Raw genomic sequence first — 24,480 nt, 5'->3', positions numbered from 1 at the left:
CCATGGGCAACGTCCCCTTGATTGAGTACCTTGGAACGCATGAGTTCCAAAGCACTTCGTATGTCTACCCTGTTCCTGCGCACCCTGCGCGAGGACCCCGCCGACGCGGACGTCGATTCCGCGAAACTGCTGCAGCGTGCCGGATACATCCGCAAGGCTGCGCCCGGCATCTGGACCTGGCTGCCGCTTGGCCTGCGCGTCCTGAACAAGATCGAGGAGATCATCCGCGAGGAGATGGACGGCATCGGCGCGCAGGAGGTGCACTTCCCGGCGCTGCTGCCGCGCGAACCGTATGAGGCCACCCACCGTTGGGAGGAGTACGGCGACAACATCTTCCGTCTCAAGGACCGTCACCAGGCTGACTACCTGCTCGCGCCGACGCACGAGGAGATGTTCACGCTGCTCGTCAAGGACATGTACTCGTCGTACAAGGATCTGCCGGTGGTGCTGTACCAGATCCAAACCAAGTATCGCGACGAATTCCGCCCGCGCGCGGGCCTGATCCGCGGCCGCGAGTTCGTGATGAAGGACGCCTACTCGTTCAACGTGGACGAGGAGGGCATGCGCAAGGCGTACATGGACGAGCGCGGCGCGTACGAACGCGTGTTCCAGCGCATCGGCCTCAAGTACGTGCCGGTGTTCGCGATGTCCGGCCCGATGGGCGGCTCCGCGTCCGAGGAGTTCCTCGCCCCGATGCCGATCGGCGAGGACACGTTCGCGCTCGCCCCGTCCGGCAAGGCGTGGAACGTCGAGGCGCTGCACACACCCGAACTGCCCGAAATCGACGCCACGAACACCCCGGCCGCCACCAAGGAGGCGACGCCGGACGCGAAGACCATCGACAAGATGATCGAACGCGCCAACGCCGATCATCCGCGTGCCGATGGCCGTTCCTGGGAGGCTTCGGACATCCTCAAGAACGTGGTCATCGCCGTCAAGCATCCGGAGGACGCGGATCACGACGAACCGTGGCGCGAGCTCATCGTCGTGGGCGTGCCCGGCGACCGCACGGTCGACATGAAGCGTCTCGAAGCGCAGTTCGCTCCGGCCGAACTGGAGGAAGCCACCGAAGAGGACCTCAAGAAGCATCCGGAACTCGTGCCGGGATACATCGGCCCGATGGTGCTCGGTCCGCAAGGCCCGGCCGCCGGCGTCAAGGAATCGCTGCGCTACCTCGTGGACGCGCACGTCGTCAAGGGTTCCGCATGGTTCACCGGCGCCGACGAGCACGAGGTCGACTACTACAACCTCGTCTACGGCCGTGATTTCCAGGCCGACGGCGTGGTGGAGGCCGTCGAGGTCCGCCACGGCGACATGAGCCCGGACGGCTCCGGCCCGTTGAGCTTCGAGCGCGGCGTGGAAATCGGCCAGGTGTTCCAGCTCGGCCTCAAGTACTCCAAGGCGCTCGACCTCAAGGTACTCGACCAGAACGGCAAGGCCGTGCCGGTGTGGATGGGCTGCTACGGCATCGGCGTCTCCCGCGTGCTCGCGTGCATCGCCGAAACGCATCACGACGAGAAGGGCCTCGCATGGCCGGCCGTGATCGCCCCCGCGCAGGTGCACGTCGTGGCCACCGGCAAGGACGAGGCCGCGTTCGAGGCCGCCGAAAAGCTGGTCGCCGACCTTGAGGCGCGCGGCGTCGAGGTCATCTACGACGATCGCAAGAAGGTCTCTCCGGGCGTCAAGTTCAAGGACGCCGAGCTCATCGGCGTGCCGCTGATCGCCGTCGCCGGCCGCGACACGGTCAACAACGGCACGATCGAGGTGCGCGACCGCAACGGCGACAACTCCGTCGCCGTCCCGGTCGAGGACGCCGTCGCCGCAATCGTCGACCGTCTGGCCTGACCGTCGTCTGCGCCATCGCATGCCATCGCAGGAAAGCCCCTCCCTCGGGAGGGGCTTTCCCGTTCATGGGGAGATGGCTACCGAGTTTGACGATCGAGAGGCTAAATCCGGGTTCTGCCGAGGTCAGTTCGACGATCGAGAGGCTATGGCCCATGCCATGGCCGCGCCTGCCCGGGCCGAAACAAGGCCGAATGCGGCATGTTCCGGATTGAGTTCGGGAAGGGGCAGCCTCTCGATCGTCAAACCGACCTCGGCAAAGGTAAAAATCAGCCTCTCGATCGTCGAACTGTGTTCCATGATCGCCTGCACATCGCAACATCGGTATGCGACAGGCCGAACGGTGGGCGATGGCGTAGGCTGGGACACGGTACACGACCAGAAAGGACCATCATGGCCAACGAAGACAAGATGAACGCCGACGATGCAGTGGCGGAGGCGGAGCGCATCGTGCATGACGCCGATGCCGCGAACGCAGGCGCGGAGGATGATCAGGACAACAAGCCGCGCATCATCGGTTGGTTCTACGCGTTCGACGCGGACAAGGATCCCCAGGACTCCGACCAGCTGATCTGGGTGTCGCTCGATCAGCCGGAGGGCAACGAGCGCGAGATCAGCATCCACGCCGCCGATCTCGTCAGGCAGCACCCGGAGAACCGCCAGCTGCTGCTCGCCGACGTCAAGCTGCTCGGGCAGGCGCTCGCCGAACACGAGGACGAGCACGCGAAGGACATCACGTTCCGCCGCTATGCCTTCTCCTGCACGGAGGAACTGCCCAAGGGCGTCATGCCGATCGCCCGTTTCACCGCCGAATTCGGCGCGAGCGAGGAAGGCGTGACCATCTCCCACCGCTGCGCGATCAACAACCAGCTCAAGAACGAAGTGCTGGTCGGCGCCCAGCGTCTCGTCGCCGGCGTGACCGAGCATCTGCCGCAGCTGTTCAAGCAGCTCGAGGAGGTCGAGCGCAACGCCGCCAACGTAGCGCAGGCGCAGTCCAACGCGGCGGCGGCCGAATCCGAAACGCAGCCGTCCGCCGACGCGATCACCGACATCGCCTCGATCGCCGCCGACATGGCCGCCATCAGCGACGAATCCGAGTCCGGTGCCGCGACGGGCAACGCCCAGTCGACCGGCACGTCGGACACGAACCGCGAATCGAAGGTGTTCGGCTACTTCTACGCCTACGACGTGAACGCGACCGTCGACGATCCCGGTGCGGTCGCGAAAATCAACGTCGACGAGCCGGGCGAGGACGGCAAGACGAAGCTCGAGTTCTCGCTGTCGTCGTTCATCACCGACAACGTCGACAACTGCGGCGCGCTGCTCGCGTTCGTCTCCCAGCTGTACGATGTGCTGCCCAAGTCGAAGGAGAACGGCAGCATCTATCGCCGCTACGCGTTCACGAACCGCCCCGAACCGCCGCAGAACACGCTGCCGCTCGGCCGCATCGTCGTCGAATTCGAAGACGACAAGCCGGTCGGCTCCCACTGCGAGACGCCCGGCGACGAGAAGCTGCACGACGATCTGATCGGCGCGGCGCACATCGTCGAGGCGTTCGGTCCGTACATGCGTCAGGTCTTCGACCAGAAGCGCGGCGAGCAGGGCGACGAGTCCGCGTCCGCTTCCAACGGCGACTGATCCGTGTGCTGATGAGGTGATTTGCGTGTGATGGTCCGCTTCGGTTTGTCCGGAGCGGACCATCGTCGTATTGCCCGGTCGCGCCGAGCCGTTCAGCGCGACGACTCGCGCGCGACGAGACGGTACGGGATCGTCTCGTGCATCGCGTCGGGCAGAGGAGCGCCGGACGATTGCGCTTCGATGGCCGCGGCCAGTCTTGCGACGACGGTTGCGGCCATCGCCGGCACGTCCATGGCGACCGTGCTGAGCGACGGAACGGCGTACTCGCCGATCGCCAGTCCGTCGAAGCCGATGACGCGCACGTCGTCCGGCACGCGCACGCCGCACTCCGCGAACGCTCGCAGCGCGCCGAGCGCGACCGTGTCGGTCAGGCACAGTATGCCGATGGGGGAGGTTGCCGTCGCGGTTTGAACGGAGCCGTCGCCGGCGACGGGGACGGCATGCGCTTCGCGCAGTCGCGCCGCAAGCCGTGCCGCCGCGGCATGCCCGCCTTCCAACGTCCAGTCGCAGGGGATGCGGTGATCGTCGTCGATGCGCACGCCGTGCCCTGCGAGCGCGTCGACGATCGCGGCGAACCGGCGCGGGCCGAATCCCGTGCGGTGTGCCGTCTCGTCCGTCGGCCAATGCGCTGGCGCGCCGAGCACGTAGCATTCGCGGCAGCCCCGTTCCCACAGATGTTCCGCCGCGTCCGCCGCGCCGGGCGCGCACGCGGTGTCCATCGAGTCGACGGCGGAGAAATCGGCGCAGTCGCCGATCACGAGCGCCGGCCGGCCGTGCGCGTGGGCGAGCACCTGCGATTCGGTGATGTTTGGCGCGTCGAGGATGACGCCGTCGTAGATCAGTCCGCGTTCGGTTTTCAGCACGCGCATTTCCGCGCTGCCGGAGCGTTCCGATTGGCGGACGGCCACCTGATAGCCGCGCGCGGTCGCCTCCTGCGCGAGATATTTGGCGAGGCTTGCGTGGAACGGCACTTCGAAGTCGTCGATGACGATTTGGATGATGCCGCTGCGCCGGTTGCGCAGCATCGTCGCCGCCGCGTTGGCCTGGTAGCCCATGCGTTGCGCGATTTCCTTGATTTTCCGCCGATTCGCCTCGCTGACTTTGGGGCGGTCGCGCAGTGCGTTTGATACGGTCATCTGCGAGAAGCCGGTCGCGCGCGCCACGTCGGCCAGCGTGACGACGTGGTTCGGATCGGCTGGTTCGGTAGTGGTTGGCGCGGCGGCATCGACGCCGTTCTGGCTGGACTGCATGGATCCCATCTTAGAAAGCGGTTGCCGATTGGCGTGTCGCGTCTGGGTGCGGTGCCATAATCGGTATTAGTTTAAGGTTAAACCTTCGTATTGGAACCAACGAGGGAGACGTGATGGGTCAGCTGCTCAAGCCGGCGACGTTTTTGTTGATTATCCTGTTCGGCTATGCGCTCAAGCGCTGCGGCCTGTTCAAGCCGCGCGACTACCGCATCATGCAGGTCGTCGTCTTCGACGTGACGCTGCCGGCGGCGATCGTGGTCTCGTTCGCCGAGAATCCTCACAGCGCGAGCCTGCTGTGGGTCACGCTTTTCGGGTTCCTGGCGGCGTTCGTGCCGGTCCCGTTCGTATACTGGGCCACACGCCGCCGGCCGGTCGCGGAGCGCGCGTTCCTGATGCTCAACACGTCCGGGTACAACATCGGCAACTTCTGCTTCCCGCTCCTGCAGGCGTTCTACGGGAGCGGCGCGATCGTGATTGGCGCGATGATGGACATCGGCAACGCGGTCATGACCACCGCCGGCGGCAACGTGATGACCACGACCCTGCTGAGGATCGACCCGTCCCGGCCCCTGACCGAGCAGGAGACGGACGGGCCGGTCGGCCGCCTCAGGCCGCCGAACGCGGCCGACCGCGGGCGGGCGCTGCGCGAACGACTGCGCACGATAGCGCTCGGCTTCCTCAAGTCCGGCCCGTTCGACATGTACATGATCATGACCCTGGTCGTATTGTTCGACCTGCCGATCCCGGGGATCGTGCCCAGCGTGCTCGCGCCGGTCGCGGATGCGAACCCGTTCTGCTCGATGCTCATGGTCGGCATGCTCATGGAACTGCCCGCCACGCGCGACGACGTGCGCGACGTGGCGCAGGTCATCGGCTGGCGCTTGCCGTGCGGCGTGCTGTTCGCCTTGGCCGCGTGGTTCCTGCTGCCGCTCGACCCGGTCACCAGGCAGGCCGTCGCGCTCATGTGCTTCGCGCCGACCGCCGTGTTCTGCACCCTGTTCACCGACCGTGTCCTCGGCAACGCCCGCCTCGCCGGCTTCACCCTCGCCACCACCAGCATCATCGCCATGTTCGCCATGACCGGACTCCATGCGGTGATTGCGGGCTGACCGCCGCGTGCGCAGGCGGCGCGGCGAATGGATGGACTCCGGGCGGTTTAGCTCCGCAGCCGCATCGTCGACTCGCGCTGGATCAGCCGATACCCGATGTCGACGTGCCTTGGCGGCAGATCGGTCCCTCCCTCGATGCGTTCGGTGAGCAGCGTCAGCGCCTGTTCGGCCTGCTCGCGCAAGTTCGGCTCCACGGTACTGAGCGAGGGCACGAGAAACTCGCCCTCCCTGATGCCGTCGAGTCCCATGACTGCTATGTCTTCGGGGACTTGGACATTGCGGTCCTTCAATGCTCGCAACGCGCCCATGGCCATGGTGTCGGTGAGGCACAGCAGTCCGTCGAATCGTTCGCCGGAATCCAGCAGATACAGCATCTGCCGGTGCGCCTCCGTCATGCTCCAGTCGCATGTCACGAATCGGATCATGTCGGGATCGACCTGGTGATGACGGCATGCCTGATAGAAGCCATACGCGCGCTTGTCCAGCAGGGTTTTCCGACCGATCGCCTGCTCTTCCGACGTGTACGGGGAGCCCAGCACCACGATGCCGGTGCATCCGATGTCCAGCAGATGCCCCATGGCCAGTTCGGATTCCCGGTCGTGCGCGATGGTGACGGTGTCCAGTCCGAATTCGTCGTCCGGCTCTCCGAGCAACAGCATGGGCGTATCGCCCGAGAGACGGTACAGACCGTTGCGCAGCGCGCTGTCCGAGTTGAGGATGATGCCGTCGCACAGCTGGCTGACCGCCTTCCATGTGGCCAGATACTTGTCGGTCGGCGTGGCGTCCGGGACCAGCTGGTGCATCAGCGTTTCCAGATTCCGTCGTTTCGCTGCGGCCACCACCTCGCTGGCCACCTTGGCGGGATACGGCTTGTCGATGTCGAACACGGTCATGCCGATGATGCCGTTGCGCTTGTTGTGCAGGCTTCGTGCGGTCAGATCCACGACGTAGTGCTCGTCGCGCGCGATGTCCTTGATGCGCTTGGCGGTGGCGTTCGCGATGCGCGGGTCGTCCCGCAGTGCGAGGGACACCGTCGCGATGGAAACGCCGGCAATGCGCGCGATGTCGCGGATCGTGGTCATGGTTCTCCTTCTGATCGAGGCCATGCGCGTGCGGGCATGTGCCTGAACGCATTATAGGAATCGGCTTCGTCGGTATGCCGGAGCTGTGGCCCGGCATGCCGGGGTGCTGAATTGTGCGTGAATGTCTCTTTCGGCTTGGCTGGCTCTATACGTGTTTATTTAAAACGTTTAATACTCCTCATGATAGTCTGCACTGCTGTATTTTAAGCGCTTTATGGATGACTTGGCGTGTCGATTGATTGATGGAAGCTTGTATTGTCACTGATTTTGCGAGTGCGGCGTGTTGTGATGCGAGTGTTGAAATTATTGCGTTTCCTGAACGTGCTGAGATGTGGTTGACAAGCGTTTTAAAACGTTTTAAAGTATGGGTGACGGTTGCGAAGGATGCAGCCAGACCAAGCGGTCATGCTGTGCAGTGAGGCGGCATGCGCTGGAACAAGGGAACGCTCCGGTGATGACGCCGGGGAAGGGAAAGGAACCATGATGGTACGAGGACGTGCGGTACGGATGACATTGGCGGCGATGGCCGCTGCCTCGATGATCGTTCCCCTGGCGGCGTGCGGCAGTGCCGACGCCGGGAAGACGACCGTCGACGGCAAGCCGATCGTGAAGATTCTGGTGGTGCAGGGCACGCCCCAGCTGCCGGTCAAGGACATGCAGTGGGCCAAGGACCTCGAAAAGGAATCAGGCGCGAAAATCGAATGGAAGACCGTGCTGGACAGCGCCTGGAGCCAGCAGAAAAACGCGTCGATCGCGGCGAACGACATCGCCGACCTCAACATCCGAGCCTACCGGCCGGAGGATGCGGCGCAGAACCCGGAGGCATTCGAGGATTTCTTGGCTGATCTGGACAAGCTGCCCAATGTCAAGGCGTTTTTCGATGCGAAGCCGACCGCGAAAAAGTACGTGGATGTAGACGGCAAGATGTACACGCTGCCGTCCGACCGTGGCAAGGCGTTCGCCGCCTCCGGCCAGCACATGCTCATCAACAAGCAGTGGCTTGACAAGCTCGGACTTGATGTGCCGATCACATGGGACGAGCTGACCCAAGTGTTCGAGGCATTCAAGACGCAGGATCCGAACGGCAATGGCAAAGCCGACGAAATCCCGATGAATCTGGCTCCGCTTCCCGCGGAGTCTCTGGGCGGATGGTCCAATCCGTTCCTGTTTCTCAACTCGACCGGCATCGTCACGCACTACAATTCCGGTCCTTCGCAGCAGGGTTATTACGTCAAGGACGGCAAGGTCGGCAACGTGATGCAGACCGACCAGTTCCGTCAGGTACTCGACTATCTCGCCTCGCTCAAGAAGGCCGGTCTGGTGCCGAGCGATTGGGTGACTGCCAGCAGCGACGTGTATCGTTCCCGCAACAAGGTGGGCGGCAGCGCCGCTCAGGTGGGCGCGATTTTCGGCTGGGACCAGAGCGGGTTCGGCAACATCGGATCCGAGCTGGCCAACCAGTACATCTCCATCCCCGTGCCGTCCGCCCCGGGCGTCTCTGCCGACGAGACCGTGTGGGACGCCTCCGGTATTTCCGGAGCGAACGAGTTCGAGGACTACCACATGTCAATGTCTTCCAAGGCGGCAAACAAGGAAGCCTGCCTGAAGATCATCGACCTGCTCTACTCCGAGAAGTACTCCGTGCAGCAGATGTGGGGCTCGTTCGGCACGTATCTCAAGCAGACCGGCGACCATTCCTACGCGCTCACGGACGCCATGAAGAAGGCTCAGGACGATCAGAAGGTGCCGGCCCTCGAGGACCGTCTCGCCGGCTGGATTCCGGATGAGGTGACCGCGGAGGGCGACCGCAACGCCGATTCGATCTCCGCCGTGGACAAGGCCAATGACGAGCAATACCGGAACATCGGCGGCGAGAAGAACTACTTCCCGATCTACGTACGACTGACCGTCGACGAGCAGAATACGGTGACCAACAACAACACGACGATCCTGTCCACGGTGCTGCCGCTCATCGCGAAGATGGCGCAGAACGGCGTGGACGACGCATCGTGGAACACGTTGCAAAGCCAGCTGGAGTCGCTGAACCTCCAACAGAACATCGACATCTGGCAAAAGGCCTACGACAAGGTCGTCAAGTGACCGTCGAATGACGTGACGCGGCTGGCTCTGCTCCTGCCGATCGTGTCCCAAGCGGGCGGGGAGGTTATTCCCGCCCGCGTTTTCATGATGACGATGATGGAGGCAATGACAAAGATGATGAAGAGGATTTCAACGAGGAAGGACGATCGGTGAAACGTCGCTGGACTGAAGACGAGATCTGGGGCTGGTACATCAGCCGGGAATGGATTTCCGGGTGCAACTTCATTCCGAGCACCAATGCCAACGGAGTGTTCTGCCTGTTTCAGGAATACGGACACGAGCAGGCGTACCGCGACGCGGCAAAGGAAATCGCGCTGGTCGCGTCTGCGTCCGACGCGTGACCGAGCCGGCACGGCGAATTGACTTACGGCCGTGCCGGCATATAATATGATATTGGGTTTAACGTTAAGCCCATGTCGGGCAAAGCAACCTGACGGCAACCGAGCGCCCTGCCCGGCGCAACGCCAAAACTCTTCAAAGGAGCATCAATGAACGACATCTGCCGCATCAACGTCGACGCGACGCGCGCAACCGGGCCGTTGGGCCACGACTGGCGGTTCATCGGCTACGACGAATGCAACTACACGTACATGCCGGAGGGCAAGCGGCTGCTCGGCCGTTTCGGAGCGCTGCCGGACGCGCCCTACTGGGTGCGCGCGCACTTCATGTTCTGCTCGGGCAACTGCTACGGCAGCCCCAAGTTCGGCTCGACGAACATCTACACGGAGGACGCGGACGGCAATCCGGTCTACGACTTCACGCACTACGACATGATCCTCGACGCGATCGTCGAATCCGGCAACAAGCCGTTCGTCGAGCTCGGTTTCATGCCCGAGGCGCTCGCCGACCCGAAGTACCGCGACCAGCCGCACCTGCCGTGGGTCGACCTGTACCATGCGAACGGCTGGACGTACCCGCCCAAGAGCTGGGAGAAGTGGCATGCGTTCATCGCCGCGCTCGCCGCGCATCTCAAGGAGCGCTACGGTGAGTCCGAACTCGGCACGTGGTACTTCGAGCTGTGGAACGAGCCCGACATCGGCTATTGGGCGGGCGGCGACGACGGTTACTGCACGCTGTACGACTACACGGAGGACGCGCTGCACTCGGTGCTGCCGGGCGCGCGGCTGTCCGGCCCGGCCGTCACCGGCGTGTTCGACGGCGGCAGCGGACGACGCCTGCTGCAGGCGTTCCTGAAGCACTGCCGCGAGGGTGAGAACGCATGCACCGGCGGCACCGGCGCGCGCCTCGACTTCGTGACCTTCCACGTCAAGGGCGCCCATTTCCCGGGCGGCCGGCCGAACGCGGACAAGGCCGTGCCGAGCGTCGGCAACCTCGTGCACCAGGTCGAGCAGGGGCTCGACGTTATCGAAGCCGAAGGATTCGGCGATCGACACGTCGTGCTGTCCGAAGCGGATCCGGACACGTGGGCGGCCGGCAACATCGCCGACAACTCGAACATGCGCTTCCGCAACAGCGAATACTACGCGTCCTACGTGGCCGAGGCGTACGATCGCATCCGCCTGCTCGGCGAGGCGCGCGGCATCGCCGTCTCGCCGCTCGCGTGGGCGTTCATGTTCCCGCAGGAGGAGTGCTTCGCCGGCACGCGTTCGTTCAGCACGCAGGACATCGACAAACCCGTGTTCAACGCGTTCCGCATGCTCTCGCGGCTCGGCGGCGAACGTCTTGCGGCGAGCGGCGGCATCGCGCCGGACGTCGACCTCGAACGTTCGATCGACGAGGCGTACGGCAAGGGCACGCCGCAGCGGTACACCGGCGAAGGCGCGCAGACGGTCATCGGCTGCGTCGCGACGGTCGATGCGGCGGACGACGCCGGCGCGAACGATGCCGCCGACGATCGTCGCGCGGTGCGGGCGCTCGTCTACTCGCACTGCGACGACATCGACGTCGACGAATCGCGCGACGTCGAGGTGAGCGTCGCCGGTTTGCGCCCGGGAACGTACCGGCTGTCGCACTATCGCGTCGACGCGGCGCACTCCAACGCGCACACGGCGTGGATCGCGCAGGGTCGGCCGGCGTATCCGCAAGGCGAACAGTATGACGCGATCCGCCGTGCCGGCGAACTCGAACGGCTGACCGACGACCGTACCGTGACGGTGCCGGCCGACGGCGAACCGCTGGTGCTGCGCTTCGCCCTGCCAACCCACGCGCTCTCGCTGCTGACGCTCGACCCGACCGATTGATCGCGTTTTGGTTCGACCGGCCGATCGCAGTGCGGCTGAGAGGTCGGTTATTTGCGCGGCAAACCGGAGGCCAGCCGGGATGTGCTGGGGACTTTGCCGCGCACGATGGCGTCGTTGCGTGACAAAGTCTCCAGTAATGGTGCGTAAGTGGCGTCAATGTCACGCAAGAAGCGGCCGTTGAGTGACATTGACGCCAGGAACGCTTGGTTTGTGTCGCGAATGTCACTCTGGTGCGGCAAGGCGAATCAAACGATTGCCGTGGATAAGTCGGCGGGTTGTCCACATGGAGTTATCCACAACACGCCGAGGAGTCGAGTCTGCGTCCACAATGCCCGTTTTCCACGTGGTGATCGCTGCTGATCGTGCATAGTGGTGGTCACCGCGTGGATCACGGCGCTGGCTGACAACGAAGGCCCTTTCTTCTCAACCTCGCATCTCCACCTCCATCAAGGGCAGGTCCCATGCCCCGTGACCCGCGCGGTCCAACTTCGCCGGCACCCGTGCCGGCGTCAGCGCCGAGGAAAGGACCGATCATGGCACTGCAGCAGGGACTCGTCACCATCACCGGCCGCGTGGGCAGCACGCCGCAGGGCTTCGGACACAGCAGTCCGCCCAGCATCTGCACGTTCCGTCTCGGCTGCACGCGCGGCTACTACGATGCGAACCGGCAGTGGAAATCCCTGCCGACCACGTGGATCACCGTCAAAACCTATCGGGCGCTCGCCGCGAACGTCATCTCCTCCGTGCGCACCGGACAGCCGGTGATCGTCGTCGGCGTGCTCGCCACCGAGGAATGGACCGCCGACAACGGCGACAAGCGCTCGCGCAACGTGCTCGAGGCCAGCAGCGTCGGCCACGATCTCAACTATGGCACGTCGCATCTCAACCAGACGAAGCGCGACGGTGCGGCCGGCGGCGTGCCCGGCGGTTCCGTCGGTGCCGCCGTCGCGCTGCCCGACGACGCGTCCCAGCCTCCGTCCGGCCCCGAAGCGTCTTCCGACGTCTCCGCCGATGCCCTCTCCGGTGTTCCCTCCGCCGTTTCCGACGCCATACCGCCCGCCGAAGAACCTCCCGCGGACGATTTCGGCGCCGGCGACTTTTAACGGGTACCGTTCGCTCGTGCAACGCGTTCCAGATAGTAACGTATTGCGATACTAACGGGTTGCGATAGTATTATGTATATTGCGACAAGGGACAAGGAGCTGGGTGATTTCCTGTATGGCGGGCCGTATCCGCGGGGATATCCGTCCGGTTGCGAACGGCAGCTGGCGCGAAGATTGCAGATGCTCAAGGCGGCGGGGTCGTTGCGTGATCTGGCGATACCCCCGGCCAATAGGCTGGAAAAGCTGTCCGGTGATCTCGCCGGGTATTGGAGCATTCGGGTCAATCGCCAATACCGGCTCGTGTTCCGCTGGAACGACGAGGAACAGGAGGCAACCGATGTCTACTTCACGGACTACCACGCTTGATCGCGAGCCGGACCATTCGCAGGGACGTGAAACCAGTCGCCGACCGGGCGAATATCTGAGCACTCCTGGGGAGATTCTCAAGGAGGAATTTCTGGAGCCGCTGCATATCAGCAATTACCGATTGGCAAAAGCCATCGGCGTGTCCGAAACGGCGGTGGGGGAGATCGTCAATGGCAAGCGCCGCATCAGCGTGGCGATGGCTCACCGGCTGGGCAAGGCGCTGGGAACCACTCCGGAATTCTGGATGAACCTGCAGTGTGACTGGGACGTGTTCACCTTTGATCCCGCCGCCATCGGGGACATCACACCGCTGGTGACCCCATAGGCCGGTGCCGGCATCGATGTCGGCGTCATTGGGTGCGGGCGGGCGCGCAAAAAGAAGGGGCCGCCCCTCTTTGCGGAAGGGCGGCCCGGCGGCATCTTGGCTGCGCTGCGGTTACGGTGCGGTCAGAATGCGGCCGCACCGCGTCAGCGTGCGATCACCAGATGGAGACGCGCTTGGACGGGTCGAGCCACATGGCGTCGCCCTCGTGCACGTCGAACGCCTTGTAGAACAGGTCGACGTTGCGCACGATGCCGTTGGTGCGGCATTCGGCGGGGGAGTGCGGGTCGATCTGCAGGTACTGCTCGGCCAGCTCGTCGCGGTTCTTGGTGCGCCAGATCGACGCGTAGCTCAGGAAGAAGCGCTGCAGGCCGGTGAAGCCGTCCATCTCCGGCGCGGTCGCCAGCGACGCCTCGATCGCCTCCGGAGAGCCGTCCTTGTCGCGTCCCGCGGCCGCGTCGAGCGCGAACGCGTACGCCTTGAGCGCGATGTTCACGCCGCCCAGATCGCCGATGTTCTCGCCGATCGTCAGCGCGCCGTTGACGTGCGGGGCGCGGCCCGGCTCATCGGCGTACTTCTCGGCCAGCTGCGTCGGCACGAACGCGTTGTACTGCTCGATGAGCGCCTTGGTGCGCTGCTCGAAGTTCGCCTTGTCCTCGGCCGTCCACCAGTCGTTGAGCGTGCCGTCGCCGTCGTACTGGGCGCCCTGGTCGTCGAAGCCGTGGCCGATCTCGTGGCCGATCACCGCGCCGATGCCGCCGTAGTTGGCCGCGTCGTCGGCCTCCGGGTTGAAGAACGGCGGCTGCAGGATCGCGGCCGGGAACACGATCACGTTCTTGCTCGGATCGTAGTACGCGTTCACGGTCTGCGGGTTCATCTCCCACTCGCCCTTGTCGACCGGCTTGCCGGCCTTCGCCAGCTGGTAGCCGGACTCGTACAGGCTGGCCGCGGCCATGTTCGCGATGAGTCCCGCGTCGGCGTGCACGTCGAACGCCGTGTAGTCGCGCCAGTGCTCGGTGTAGCCGATCATCGGCGTGAACTTGGACAGCTTCTCGAGCGCCTTGCCGCGCGTCTCCGCGCCCAGCCACGTGCTGTTCGTGATCGACACGCGGTACGCGTCGATCAGGTTCGCGACGAGCTGCTCCATGCGCTGCTTGGAGCTTTCCGGGAAGTGGCGGCGCACGTACTCGCGGCCGACGTCCTCGCCGCAGATGCCGTTGACGAGCGACACGGCGCGCTTCCAGCGGTCGCGCTGCGCCTTGGCCCCGGAGAGCACCTTGCCGTAGAAGTCGAAGTTCGTCGTGTCGAACGCGCCGGACAGCATCGACGCGGCGCCGACGAGCGCGTGCACGCGGGCCCACAGCTTGAGGTCGTCGAGGTCGGTGGACTTCCAGAACGAATTGAGTCCCTCGAGGAAGCTCGGCTCGTGCACGATCGTGCGCTTGAGCACGTCGAGCACGCTGACCGGCTGTGCCGCGGCGGCCGGCGTCGCGTCGTACGCGGCCTGCCATGCCTCGGCCCATGCGGCGATGTCGAAGTCGGCGAGCGTGGCGCTCAGCTGCGCGAAGTCGGTCGGGTTGTAGGTCTTGACCGAGTCGCGCGTGGACACGTTGTCCCAGTGGTGCGCGGCGAGGCGCGTCTCGACCTCGAGGAAGCGCTTGGCCTGCTCCTGCGTCGCGTCGAGCTCGCCGTAGCCGGCGTTGTGCAGCTGCTTGGCGACCATGTCGACGTACGCCTCGCGGATCGGCGCGTAGTGGTCCTCGCGATAGTACGCCTCGTCGGGCAGGCCGAGGCCGCCCTGTTCGATGTGCGCGATGTTGGTGGTCGGATCCTTCGGATCGCCGTAGATGCCAACGCCGAACAGGTCCGGGCCGCCGGTCGGGTTGAGCGAGCCGAGCGCGCGGACGAGCGCGGCCTTGTCGGCGGCGGAGTCGATCGCCTCGAGTTCGGGTTTGATCGGGTCGACGCCGGCCGCTTCGATCGCGTCGGTGTCGAGGAAGGAGCGGTAGAGCGCCTGCGACTTGACGGCCGGGCAGTCGTCGTCTTCGAGGATTTCGCGGATCTGCGACTCGGCGTCTTCGGCGAGCTTGTCGAACGAACCGTAGCGCGCCTTGTCGTCGGGCAGGCGGTACGTGTCGATCCACGGTCCGTTTACGTAGCGGAACAGATCGTCGGACGGCTTGATGACGGATGAGAACGATGCCGGATCGAGTCCGGATGTGAGCGTTGTAGTCATGCCGCCCATACTATCTGCGTTCGGTGACGTCGCGCGATGTTGCGCCGGGCGGAGAATCGGCCGTCGCGCACGATTGTTCCGTGGCTTTTCGCATTTGGCGTGTATGGGCGGTTGCCCAGCGGTATCGGAATCACGCTACGCGTGATGCCGTGTCGTCGTGAGATTGCGTGGTAGTGCAATCTCAGCATTGCGCAGTCGCGCGATGGGATCGGTGTTGCGCTCACTCGCAATGCCCTGTTCTCGGCGGCGGCCCGGCCACAGCGTCGGTAAGTGTTCAACGCTCGGGGCGCTGGCGGAGCCTCGGCCCCCTCGGCTGAGGGGGCTGTCGAGCGTAGCGAGACTGGGGGAGCGTCGCGGCGCGATGCGCCGCCAACCAACATAGCATCGCGCGCGGCGCGATTCCGAGGCGACGGATCGGTCATATTGTGCAGGACATGTTGTGCCGCGTGTCATGCTTTGAGCAGAACAGCATGAGGCCGAATGGGTATGACGCGGCACGGTGTCAGACCTTGCAGATTGTTCGGGAATCCTTTTGAGTGTGACAGGACGCCTTGCCGGACGGTTTCTGGCTGACGAGCCGTTTTGCTTGGAATTCCAAGGTTTCCGTGGTTTTGTTGGGTTTGTCACGCTCTGCCGGCGCATGGTCTTTCCCGCGATGTGTGACAACCCGGCCGTCACACTTTGCCAGAAATGCCTCAATCTTCCCATGCGTGACAACACCGGAACCGAAACGACAACAACATCAACAGCCAATACCAGCTCCAACAAACTCATCCCACGGATCCAACATCGCACACACTCCGCAATGCGAAGGGCCGGCATTTTCGTTATAGGTTGAGCGTAAGCGGATACGCGCGTGATTCCGATACCTCGGGCGTGTAATTCACCGCACCGCTCATACGCATCGCAATGTGAAGAGTTGAATTGCGATGGCATGGTAAATGGACAGATTGTCGTATTATGCTGGTGGTGTGAATTTAGACAGAGTGTCTAAACTGAGGGTGGATGAATATCCGGCACGCGATATTCCGGAACAGGCAAGCGAAGGAGTCATCATGAGCGATCCGAACGCCAACGGCGTCAACATCAACGGTCAGAACGGCGGCGAACCGAACGGCAATGGACAGCCCGAATACGGCGCGTACGCGCCGAACGGACAGCCGACCAATCAGGACTATCCGTACGGCGGCAATCCCAACAATCCGAACAACGCGGGCAACGCGAGCGGCGCCGACGGGCAGAATCCGTACGGCCAGTACCAGCCCAACGGCCAGAATGGCAACCCGTACGGCCAGCAGAACCAGGCCTACGGCCAGCCGTTCGCCTACCAGCCGTTCGGTCAAAACCCGAACCAGCAGGACCCCAACGCCTACTGGCAGCAGTTCGGGCAGGGTGGTCAGCCCGGCCAGCAGTTCAGCCCGTTCAAGCTCATCGAGGAACTCCTGCCGCAAAAGGCCAAGAACACGATCCGCGGCCTGTACGGCATCATCGGCGCGGCCGCGGTCATCCTCGGCATCGCGCTGCTCGTCTGGCCCGGCAAGACGCTCACCGTGTTCGCCGTCGCGTTCGGCATCTACTTCGTCGTCTCCGGCGTCATCCGCATCGTCAGCGCCCTCGTCACGCTCGGCCTGCCCGGCGGCTGGCGCGTGCTCGACGTGCTCGTCGGCATCCTGCTCGCGTTCGGCGGCGTCGTCATGCTCAAGAACGCGGCGCTGTCCGGCACGTCGCTCGCCGTGTTCGTCACGCTCATCGTCGGCTTCGGCTGGATCATGGAAGGTGTGATGGCGCTCGCCGAATCGTGGCGACTGCCGAAGTCCGGCTGGGCCGTGTGCTACGCGATCGTGTCGATCATCGCCGGCATCGCCGTGATCCTTTCCCCGGTCAGCTCGATGGTCTTCCTCGTCATCCTCGGCGGCTGCGCGCTCGTCGTCATGGGCGTCTCCGCGATCGTGCGCGCGTTCACGTTCGGCAAGCCGGCCAAGAACGGCAAGTAACGGCAGGTGACGATAACAGGTAACGATAAGTAGCGCGCGGCGAGTAGGCTGGGCCGCATGATCGAACTGAAAACACCCAAGGAAATCGAGGAGATGAAGCCGGCCGGACGTTTCGTCGGCGGCATTCTCAAGGAACTCGCGGAAACCACCAAGGTCGGCACCAACCTGCTCGAGATCGACGAATTCGTGCACAAGAAGATCGTCGACCGCAAGGGCGCCGAATCCTGCTACGTCAACTACGCGCCCGACTTCGGCACCGGCCCGTTCGCGCACTACATCTGCACGTCCGTCAACGACGCCGTCCTGCACGGCGTGCCGTACGACTACAGCCTCAAGGACGGCGACCTCGTCAGCCTCGACCTCGCGATCAGCGTCGACGGCTGGGTCGCCGACTCGGCCGTCAGCTTCGTGGTCGGCAAGGACAAGGACCCGGAGGACCTGCGCCTCATCAAGTGCACCGAGGAGGCGCTCGCCGCCGCCATCGACGTGGCCAAGCCCGGCAACCGCCTCGGCGACATCTCCAACACGATCGGCGACATCGCGCGCGAGTACGGCTATCCGATCAACCTCGAATTCGGCGGCCACGGCGTCGGCCACATCATGCACGGCGACCCGCACGTGCCGAACGACGGCCGCGCGCACCACGGCTACAAGCTGCGCGAGGGTCTGGTCATCGCGATCGAACCGTGGTTCCTCAAGACCACCGACGAGATCTACCAGGATCCGAAGGACGGCTGGACTCTGCGCTCCGAGGACGGCTCCCGCGGCGCGCACAGCGAGCACACCATCGCCATCACGGAAAACGGCCCGATCATCTTTACCGACCGCACCAACCTGTGACGATGCAATGCTCCGGTATGATCCGGTGAGGTTTCGCTGAGATCCACGACCTGATCGAAACCCGAGCGAACGAACGGCTCTCCAATGCGGGGAGCCGTTCGTCGTTTTTGAGACGCCGACTTGCGCCGAAACACGCATGCCATATAGTGAACCCTACTTTTGGGCCGATCGGCCCGCACCAATCGAGGGAGCAATCATGGCAACAGCTCAGCTGAACGTGGATGACAGCAAGTACACCCTGCCGGTCGTCAAGGCCACGGCCGGAGCGGACGGCATCGTGGTCTCCACGCTGCGCAACGACGGCTGGGTCACGCTCGACCCCGGATTTCTGACCACCGCGCAGTGCGAGTCGAAGATCACGTTCATTGACGGCAACAATTCGATCCTGCGCTACCGCGGCTATCCGATCGAGCAGCTGTGCGAAAACTCCGACTTCCTCGAAGTCGCGTGGCTGCTGCGCCACGGCGACCTGCCCAGCCGCGAGCAGTACGACAAGTTCGTCTCCGACATCAACCACCGCACGATGGTCGGCGAGGACTTCCGCACGTTCATGGGCTCGTTCCCGCGCACCGCGCACCCGATGAGCGTGCTCGCCTCCGCGATCAACGCGCTCGCCACGTTCTACCCGGACACCACCGACATCACCGACTCCGACCAGCTCGACGAGGCGGCGATCATCATCATGGCGAAGGTGCGCACGATCGTGTCGTACATCTTCCGCCGCCGCCGCGACGAGCCGATGCTCTACCCGGACTACGCGCGCGGCTACGTCGACGACTTCCTGCGCATGTGCTTCGCCGTGCCGTACGAACCGTTCGAATCCGATCCGCTGTATGTGCACGCGCTCGGCCGCCTGCTCATCATCCACGCCGACCATGAGCAGAACTGCTCCACGTCGGTCGTGCGCATCGCCGGCAGCGCGCACGCGAACCTGTACTCCGCCGTCGCGGCCGGCGTGAACGCCCTGTCCGGCCCGCTGCACGGCGGCGCGAACGAGGCCGTGCTGCGCCAGCTCAAGGCGATCCGCGACTCCGGCAAGACCGTGCGCGAGTTCGTCGAGGACGCGAAGGCGAACGGGCACCGCATCTCCGGACTCGGCCACCGCGTGTACAAGTCGTACGATCCGCGCGCGGCCATCGCCAAGACGTATCTCGAGAAGATCATGGAACGCGAGGACACGTCCAAGCTGCCTGCCGACGAGCGCGCGCTGTTCGACGTGGCGACCGAGCTGGAACGCATCGCGCTGACCGACGACTATTTCGTCTCGCGCCACTTGTATCCGAACGTCGACTTCTACACGGGCCTGATCTACCGCGCGATCGGCTTCGACCCGGCCATGTTCACCACGCTGTTCGCGCTCGGCCGCATCCCCGGCTGGATCGCGCAGTACCGCGAGATGCTCGCCGACCCGAACACGAAGATCGGCCGTCCGCGCCAGGTCTACACCGGCGAGACGGAACGCGACTACGTGCCGATCGACGAGCGCTGAGCGGCGGCCTGCCTATTGGGTGACCTTATATACCGTCACAAGGAACGGCGATAATCACGCCGTCGTGTCGTGGGGCCGTGTCTGCGAAGATGGCTACCAACCCGCGCGGGAGGGAACCGCGCAGCCACTTCGACACGAATAAGGGGGAACCCAACCATGGCACTGGAACTCAAGGAATCCGCCACCAGCCTCAGCGCTCCCGCCGCGGACGCATGCGGCGTGCGACCGGCCCCGCGCCCCGGACACGACAAGCGCGACCGCCCGATCGAGGAGACGACCGTCGAGCAGACCCCGGACGGCGCGTTCCGCCGCCAGCGCAACGCGTTCACCGTGCGCTTCGGCGACGAGCCCGGTCAGGCCCCGGTCGAAGCGGGCCGCTATCACGTGCTCGGCGCGCTCGGCTGCGGCTGGAACCGTCGCCAGCGCATCGTGATCCGTCTGCTCGGCCTCGAGCAGGCGTTCGTGCCGGAGGTCGTCTACGGCCGCGACGCGGACGGCTGGAAGCTCACCAAGACGCCGGGCGGCGTGGCCGAACTGTTCGGCTACGACCGGCTCAACGACTTCTACCGCGCCACCGTGGGCGACAAGTTCACCGGCCGCGGCACCTCGCCCACGGTCGTGGACCTCAAGACCGGCAAGGTGGTCACCAACAACTACCACATCCTGAGCAACGATCTGGAAACCGCGTGGGCCCCGTTCCACAAGGAGGGCGCCCCGGACCTGTACCCGCAGGAGCTGCGCGAGGAGATCGACCTGCTCAACCAGCAGATCTTCGACGACGTGAACAACGGCACCTACAAGGTCAACTTCGCCACGTCGAAGGGCGCCGCCGAGGCCGCGTACACCGTCTTCAAGGCCCGTCTGGCCGACTACGACTTCCGTCTCGCCTCCCGCCGCTACCTGTTCGGCGACCAGTACACGGACAGCGACGTACGCCTGTTCCAGACGCTCGAATCGTTCGAGAACGGCTACCGTCCGGGCTTCATCGACAGCCTCGGCACTGAGGACATCGTGCACGTGTGGGACTACCCGAACCTGTGGGCCTACGCGCGCGACCTGTTCCAGACGCCGGGCTTCATCGACGAGCCGGAACTGTTCGCGCTCGGCTACACGCCTGACGAGAACGGCGACTACGCGCGCAACCCGTTCACCGACGACGAGGGCCACACCCCGCAGTCCGTCAAGGACGCGCGCAAGGCCGTCTACGAGAAGTGGCTCGAACCGTCCGGCCGCGAGTCGCTCGGCGGTTCGCCGCTCTACTCCGGCCCGGGCGGCGGCGGCTCGTTCGAACTGTGGAAGTTCGGCGCCTACGCCGACTACTATCAGGGCTGATTCGCGCTGAAACCATCTGAAACCCATTGAGGGCCGCTCCGGGACAATCCCGGAGCGGCCCTCTCGCATGTCGTTCGCATGTCGTTCGCATTGCGTTGCCGCGATGATCCGGATGCTCGATGCGGAGTGCATGGAGACGGCATGGAGGCATGCGGCAAACGGCAACGCATCGAACAATGGCGGCAACCCCGGAGGGAATGCCGCCATTGTTCGATGTGTTGCGTTGCCGTCACCAGTTCTGCAGGGCCGCGCGCGAGACGCGGGCGAAGCGCTCCTCGAGCACGTTGTTGGTGTGGCCCTTGCCGCCGTGCTCGCGTCCGTGGTATTCCTCGACCTGCACCGGGTGGAACACCTGCCCGCGCGTGACGATGAGCTGTCGCCGTTCGAGCGCGTTGAGGTCGTCGAGCGGGTTGCCGTCGACGATGAGCAGGTCGGCGTCGTAGCCGGGCGCGATCACGCCCGCCACGCCCGCCAGTCCGATCGCGGCGGCCGCGCGCGACGTGGCGGCCACGAGGATTTCCGCGCGCGGGATGCCGGATGCTTCGAGCTGGTGCAGGCCGTACAGGTAGGCGTTGGGCGGGATGACCGCGCCGATGTCGTGTCCGGTGACGATTTTCACGCCGTGCCGGTACAGGTCGAGCGCGCGCGGCGCGATGGTCTCGCCTTCGACCGGCGGATACGACGGGGGAGCGGCCACGTCCACGTAGATGCCTTTTTCGGCGATCTGATCGGCCAGTTCCGGGTCGAATCGGGTGGTGCCGTCGTCACTGATGAACGTGCCGTGCGCGATGTAGTCGACGCCCGCCTCGACGGCGCGGCGGATGCCCTGCGTGCCGTGCGCGTGCACGGCCACCGGGTGACCCAACCGGTGCGCCTCGTCGACGAGCGTGCGCAGCTCCTCGACGGTGAACTGGGCCTTCCACTGCGCGGTGCCGGGCGTGAAGAACCCACCGGTCGCCGCGGCCTTGATCGTATCCACGCCGGCCTTGTGATGGTCGCGCACCGCATGGCGGATGTCGTCCAGCGAGTCGACCTCGCCGCCGTCCTTCCAGTCGTGCCCGCCCGTGGTGGTGATCATCGCCCCGGCCGCCACGATGCGCGGTCCTTCGCCTAGGCCGGTGTTGATCGCCTCGCGCAGGACCACGTCGGTGAAGTACTTCGAGCCCAGCGACTGCGCGGACGTGACGCCCAGCGAGGCGAGCTGCTGCGCCCAGTGCAGGGAGTGCAGCGCGTTCCACCCCTGCACGTGGCGCGCCGGGTCGGACACGTTCGGCGCCGAACCGGGCCGTGCGCCGAAGTGCGCGTGCGTTTCGACCAGTCCCGGCAGCAGCGTGTACGCCGAATAGTCGGCGCGCGCCCAGTCCGCGTACTCCGTCGGCAGTGCGGCGGTGTCGCCGACCCACGCGATGCGCCGTCCGTCCACCGCGACCGACTGGTCGGCGAGCGCCTCGCCCGGCCGCCCGGTGATCAGACGGCCGACCGTGACCACGTATCGTTCGTTCGTTTCGACGACGTTCGCCGGTCCGGCGTGCGTGTCGTGCGCGTTGCTGTTCCCCATATTGTTCCCCCTGTCGTTGGTTGTTGCTGATTATTGTGAGTGTGAGTTGGTGCTCTGTCGGACTGTAACGGCGGTGTTGTATTGCTTGTCCCCTTGTCAGGGGAGCTGTTGCGCAGTGACTGAGGGGTAGTCAAAACCCATCACATTGAGTCCGAGAAAATATTGGTCGCTTGTTGCCTGTCGGTTGTCCGTGAGTCGTTGCCATGATGCCGGTCGGCGACCGCCCGCGTCACGCGTTCCATGCGGCGCGGATGTCGTCCACGGTTTCGGTGAACGCCGGCTCGCCCCACGGCTGCGCGACCGTGCCGTCCGCATCCGGCAGCAGGCCGATCGCGCGTCGGTCGTCGTCGCCGACCAATCCGGCCGTGGCGTACAGGCGCTTCGCGTACGCCCACAGGTGCGGATAGTCGACCACTGCCGCGTCCGGCACGGGGAACGCGTTGCGATAGCCGATGTCGAACGTGAGCAGCACGCCGAACAGATGCGCGTCCGCGTCGGTCGGCTGGTCGCCGAGCAGATACGCGTTGCGCGAGAGGATGTCGTCGAGCCAGCCGAGCCGCGCGTAGAAGACGCGGCGCAGGGCCGCGTGCTGCTGTGCGCCGTGCAGGAAGTCGCGACGGTCGAGCCGTTCGCCGTGCGGATGTTCGGACGCGGCGATGACGGCGAACAGCGTGCCGACGAGATCCTGGTCGATGATCGCGTCCAGATGGTCGATGTCGCGTGCCAATGCGGACGGATACAGCGTGCCGGCCTGCGGCGACAGGCGTTCGATGAGCCTGCTCAGCCGCGTCCAATCGTCGCTGACCGGCGTGCGCGGGCCGTTCGCGTTCGCCGCGTACAGCGTCACGTCGGGCAGTTCGTCGCCGTCGACGCCGATCGTTTCGACGGCGACGGACGGGGCGGCCGACTGTTCGTCGCCGGCACTGTGGTCATTGCCGTCGCCGGCAGTGCCGCCGTCGATGACGGTTCCGCCGGCGACGCGCGCGGCGATGATCGCCGACCATGCGCGCGGGTCGAGCGGGCTGGCGGACAGGACAAGCGGATACGGCTGCGCGCTGCCGCCGGATTCCGCGGCGATGCCGGCAAGCGCCTCGTCGGGATTGAGCGGCAGGGTGGGCGCGGCCGGTTCGAAGAAGCCGAGTCGGCCGATGCCGCCGGCCGGCAGCTTGCGTGCGGAGGATGCCGGTTCGAACGAAACGGACACGTCGGTGGAGGATGCGTTGGTCATGGGTTTCCTTGCGATGGTGGGTTTTGCGATGATTGGTCGGTGCGGCGCGGGATTGCGCGGCGGCAGGGTCAGTCGGTGGTGGCGTAGTCGGTGTGCGTGAAGGTGAGCAGCCGCTGGCCGCGGTCGACGATGATGGTTTCCCAGTCGGGGCGGCGGTGGAAGCCGCACGCATAGTAGAGCCGGTGCGCGGCGGTCATCTGCGGGCTCGAATGCAGTTCGACCGTCCGGTAGCCGTATGCGCGGGCGATGTCGAGGCTGTGGCGCACGAGCGTGCGGCCGAACCCGTGGCCGCGTCCCCATGGGGCCACGCCGAGGATGTTGAACGTGTAGTTGGCCTCGTGGTGGTCTTCCGGCTTGGGGGTGAGCACGGCGGCCTGCACTGTGCCGGCGGCGTCGAAGATGCCCCACACGTGTGCGGTTTCGGCGCGTTGCGCGATGCGCTTGAGTCCTTTGCCGTAGAAGTCGGTGACCCAGCATCCGTCGTGGAACGCGGCGAACAGCGCGTCGCCGACCGCCTCGTATTCGCTTGGTTCGGCCAGACGCAGCGTGAACCCGTCGCCCAGATCCCACTGCAGCAGCGATTGCGGGATGGGAATGTGCCGATTGACGATGGCGTCGCCGCCCGTATCCGTGTGATCGTGAACGTGTGCTGTCATGTGGTTTCCCCGAGTCGGATGCGTCTTGTCCGGGAACGTATGGCGCATCATGCCAATTAGGACTGTGTGCGCCTCATCTTTCCAAACCCTGCCGTGCAACACGTCGCGCCGACTATCGGCGTTCCTTGTGACCC

General features: G+C 65.0%; 20 protein-coding genes. 13 read left to right on the top strand and 7 right to left on the bottom strand.

From position 1 onward, the window contains the following. Nucleotides 1-39 precede the first annotated feature (39 nt). Nucleotides 40-1,845, top strand: a complete 1,806-nt coding sequence (locus KIH79_RS02520; RefSeq protein WP_219057949.1) for a proline--tRNA ligase — start codon at nt 40-42, stop codon at nt 1,843-1,845. A gap of 123 nt (nt 1,846-1,968) precedes the next feature. On the opposite strand, the gene KIH79_RS02515 is transcribed toward KIH79_RS02520, so the two are convergent. Next, entirely contained in the window at nt 1,969-2,142 is a 174-nt protein-coding gene (locus tag KIH79_RS02515) for a hypothetical protein (protein WP_219057948.1), read from the bottom strand. Between the two features lie 93 nt (nt 2,143-2,235). Between KIH79_RS02515 and KIH79_RS02510 the strand changes: the two genes are divergently transcribed. Beyond that, complete coding sequence (locus tag KIH79_RS02510) at nt 2,236-3,480, top strand: hypothetical protein (protein WP_219057947.1); 1,245 nt, start codon at nt 2,236-2,238, stop codon at nt 3,478-3,480. Between the two features lie 92 nt (nt 3,481-3,572). Here KIH79_RS02510 and KIH79_RS02505 read toward each other — a convergent pair whose 3' ends face one another. Further along, a complete protein-coding gene (locus tag KIH79_RS02505) occupies nt 3,573-4,730 on the bottom strand; it encodes a LacI family DNA-binding transcriptional regulator (RefSeq protein ID WP_219057946.1) in 1,158 nt (385 codons plus the stop codon). A gap of 113 nt (nt 4,731-4,843) precedes the next feature. On the opposite strand from KIH79_RS02505, the gene KIH79_RS02500 reads away from it, so the two are divergent. Beyond that, nucleotides 4,844-5,839 (top strand): AEC family transporter, encoded by a 996-nt coding sequence (locus tag KIH79_RS02500; RefSeq protein WP_219057945.1) that lies wholly within the window; start codon nt 4,844-4,846, stop codon nt 5,837-5,839. Nucleotides 5,840-5,886: 47 nt separating this feature from the next. Here KIH79_RS02500 and KIH79_RS02495 read toward each other — a convergent pair whose 3' ends face one another. Then, nucleotides 5,887-6,921 (bottom strand): LacI family DNA-binding transcriptional regulator, encoded by a 1,035-nt coding sequence (locus KIH79_RS02495; RefSeq protein WP_219057944.1) that lies wholly within the window; start codon nt 6,919-6,921, stop codon nt 5,887-5,889. 537 nt (nt 6,922-7,458) lie between these two features. Between KIH79_RS02495 and KIH79_RS02490 the strand changes: the two genes are divergently transcribed. From KIH79_RS02490 to KIH79_RS02465, 6 genes are all read left to right on the top strand, one after another. After that, nucleotides 7,459-9,021 (top strand): type 2 periplasmic-binding domain-containing protein, encoded by a 1,563-nt coding sequence (locus KIH79_RS02490; RefSeq protein ID WP_236023541.1) that lies wholly within the window; start codon nt 7,459-7,461, stop codon nt 9,019-9,021. 149 nt (nt 9,022-9,170) lie between these two features. After that, nucleotides 9,171-9,362 (top strand): hypothetical protein, encoded by a 192-nt coding sequence (locus KIH79_RS02485; RefSeq protein WP_219057942.1) that lies wholly within the window; start codon nt 9,171-9,173, stop codon nt 9,360-9,362. 147 nt (nt 9,363-9,509) lie between these two features. After that, complete coding sequence (locus tag KIH79_RS02480) at nt 9,510-11,222, top strand: GH39 family glycosyl hydrolase (RefSeq protein ID WP_219057941.1); 1,713 nt, start codon at nt 9,510-9,512, stop codon at nt 11,220-11,222. 533 nt (nt 11,223-11,755) lie between these two features. After that, entirely contained in the window at nt 11,756-12,325 is a 570-nt protein-coding gene (locus KIH79_RS02475; RefSeq protein ID WP_219057940.1) for a single-stranded DNA-binding protein, read from the top strand. A gap of 72 nt (nt 12,326-12,397) precedes the next feature. Continuing rightward, the gene (locus tag KIH79_RS02470) at nt 12,398-12,691 is read left to right on the top strand and encodes a type II toxin-antitoxin system RelE/ParE family toxin (RefSeq protein WP_219057939.1); all 294 of its coding nucleotides are present in this window, start codon (nt 12,398-12,400) and stop codon (nt 12,689-12,691) included. Then, complete coding sequence (locus tag KIH79_RS02465) at nt 12,663-13,016, top strand: HigA family addiction module antitoxin (protein ID WP_219057938.1); 354 nt, start codon at nt 12,663-12,665, stop codon at nt 13,014-13,016. Before KIH79_RS02470 ends, KIH79_RS02465 begins: the two co-directional genes overlap by 29 nt. 154 nt (nt 13,017-13,170) lie before the next feature. Here the strand turns inward: KIH79_RS02465 and KIH79_RS02460 are convergent, their stop codons facing one another. After that, complete coding sequence (locus KIH79_RS02460) at nt 13,171-15,258, bottom strand: M13 family metallopeptidase (RefSeq protein ID WP_420829343.1); 2,088 nt, start codon at nt 15,256-15,258, stop codon at nt 13,171-13,173. Nucleotides 15,259-16,304: 1,046 nt separating this feature from the next. Here KIH79_RS02460 and KIH79_RS02455 point away from each other — a divergent pair. From KIH79_RS02455 to KIH79_RS02440, 4 genes are all read left to right on the top strand, one after another. Further along, nucleotides 16,305-17,243, top strand: a complete 939-nt coding sequence (locus KIH79_RS02455; RefSeq protein WP_219057936.1) for an HdeD family acid-resistance protein — start codon at nt 16,305-16,307, stop codon at nt 17,241-17,243. 57 nt (nt 17,244-17,300) lie between these two features. Continuing rightward, entirely contained in the window at nt 17,301-18,083 is a 783-nt protein-coding gene (gene map, locus KIH79_RS02450; RefSeq protein ID WP_219057935.1) for a type I methionyl aminopeptidase, read from the top strand. Between the two features lie 196 nt (nt 18,084-18,279). Next, nucleotides 18,280-19,572 (top strand): citrate synthase, encoded by a 1,293-nt coding sequence (locus KIH79_RS02445; protein ID WP_219057934.1) that lies wholly within the window; start codon nt 18,280-18,282, stop codon nt 19,570-19,572. Nucleotides 19,573-19,728: 156 nt separating this feature from the next. After that, a complete protein-coding gene (locus tag KIH79_RS02440; protein WP_219057933.1) occupies nt 19,729-20,904 on the top strand; it encodes a glutathione S-transferase C-terminal domain-containing protein in 1,176 nt (391 codons plus the stop codon). A 229-nt stretch (nt 20,905-21,133) separates the two neighbouring features. Here KIH79_RS02440 and KIH79_RS02435 read toward each other — a convergent pair whose 3' ends face one another. The 3 genes from KIH79_RS02435 to KIH79_RS02425 form a co-directional block, all read right to left on the bottom strand. Then, entirely contained in the window at nt 21,134-22,462 is a 1,329-nt protein-coding gene (locus KIH79_RS02435; protein WP_219057932.1) for an amidohydrolase family protein, read from the bottom strand. A gap of 229 nt (nt 22,463-22,691) precedes the next feature. Next, complete coding sequence (locus KIH79_RS02430; RefSeq protein ID WP_219057931.1) at nt 22,692-23,690, bottom strand: glutathione S-transferase C-terminal domain-containing protein; 999 nt, start codon at nt 23,688-23,690, stop codon at nt 22,692-22,694. A 68-nt stretch (nt 23,691-23,758) separates the two neighbouring features. Next, nucleotides 23,759-24,346, bottom strand: coding sequence for a GNAT family N-acetyltransferase (locus tag KIH79_RS02425; RefSeq protein WP_219057930.1), 588 nt, complete (start codon nt 24,344-24,346; stop codon nt 23,759-23,761). Nucleotides 24,347-24,480: the final 134 nt, after the last annotated feature.

The organism is Bifidobacterium miconis, from assembly GCF_019331735.1.
Classification (GTDB): Bacteria; Actinomycetota; Actinomycetes; order Actinomycetales; family Bifidobacteriaceae; genus Bifidobacterium; species Bifidobacterium miconis.
Note: the sequence above shows the minus strand (reverse complement) of the source record. Positions and strands in the feature narration are given on the sequence as shown.

Bases quoted from the DNA above. Each gene is read 5' to 3' on its own strand.
- KIH79_RS02520 (WP_219057949.1), top strand. From the start codon at position 40: ATGAGTTCCAAAGCACTTCGTATGTCTACCCTGTTCCTGCGCACCCTG.
- KIH79_RS02515 (WP_219057948.1), bottom strand. From the start codon at position 2,142: ATGGAACACAGTTCGACGATCGAGAGGCTGATTTTTACCTTTGCCGAG.
- KIH79_RS02510 (WP_219057947.1), top strand. From the start codon at position 2,236: ATGGCCAACGAAGACAAGATGAACGCCGACGATGCAGTGGCGGAGGCG.
- KIH79_RS02505 (WP_219057946.1), bottom strand. From the start codon at position 4,730: ATGCAGTCCAGCCAGAACGGCGTCGATGCCGCCGCGCCAACCACTACC.
- KIH79_RS02500 (WP_219057945.1), top strand. From the start codon at position 4,844: ATGGGTCAGCTGCTCAAGCCGGCGACGTTTTTGTTGATTATCCTGTTC.
- KIH79_RS02495 (WP_219057944.1), bottom strand. From the start codon at position 6,921: ATGACCACGATCCGCGACATCGCGCGCATTGCCGGCGTTTCCATCGCG.
- KIH79_RS02490 (WP_236023541.1), top strand. From the start codon at position 7,459: ATGATCGTTCCCCTGGCGGCGTGCGGCAGTGCCGACGCCGGGAAGACG.
- KIH79_RS02480 (WP_219057941.1), top strand. From the start codon at position 9,510: ATGAACGACATCTGCCGCATCAACGTCGACGCGACGCGCGCAACCGGG.
- KIH79_RS02475 (WP_219057940.1), top strand. From the start codon at position 11,756: ATGGCACTGCAGCAGGGACTCGTCACCATCACCGGCCGCGTGGGCAGC.
- KIH79_RS02470 (WP_219057939.1), top strand. From the start codon at position 12,398: ATGTATATTGCGACAAGGGACAAGGAGCTGGGTGATTTCCTGTATGGC.
- KIH79_RS02465 (WP_219057938.1), top strand. From the start codon at position 12,663: ATGTCTACTTCACGGACTACCACGCTTGATCGCGAGCCGGACCATTCG.
- KIH79_RS02460 (WP_420829343.1), bottom strand. From the start codon at position 15,258: ATGGGCGGCATGACTACAACGCTCACATCCGGACTCGATCCGGCATCG.
- KIH79_RS02455 (WP_219057936.1), top strand. From the start codon at position 16,305: ATGAGCGATCCGAACGCCAACGGCGTCAACATCAACGGTCAGAACGGC.
- map (WP_219057935.1), top strand. From the start codon at position 17,301: ATGATCGAACTGAAAACACCCAAGGAAATCGAGGAGATGAAGCCGGCC.
- KIH79_RS02445 (WP_219057934.1), top strand. From the start codon at position 18,280: ATGGCAACAGCTCAGCTGAACGTGGATGACAGCAAGTACACCCTGCCG.
- KIH79_RS02440 (WP_219057933.1), top strand. From the start codon at position 19,729: ATGGCACTGGAACTCAAGGAATCCGCCACCAGCCTCAGCGCTCCCGCC.
- KIH79_RS02435 (WP_219057932.1), bottom strand. From the start codon at position 22,462: ATGGGGAACAGCAACGCGCACGACACGCACGCCGGACCGGCGAACGTC.
- KIH79_RS02430 (WP_219057931.1), bottom strand. From the start codon at position 23,690: ATGACCAACGCATCCTCCACCGACGTGTCCGTTTCGTTCGAACCGGCA.
- KIH79_RS02425 (WP_219057930.1), bottom strand. From the start codon at position 24,346: ATGACAGCACACGTTCACGATCACACGGATACGGGCGGCGACGCCATC.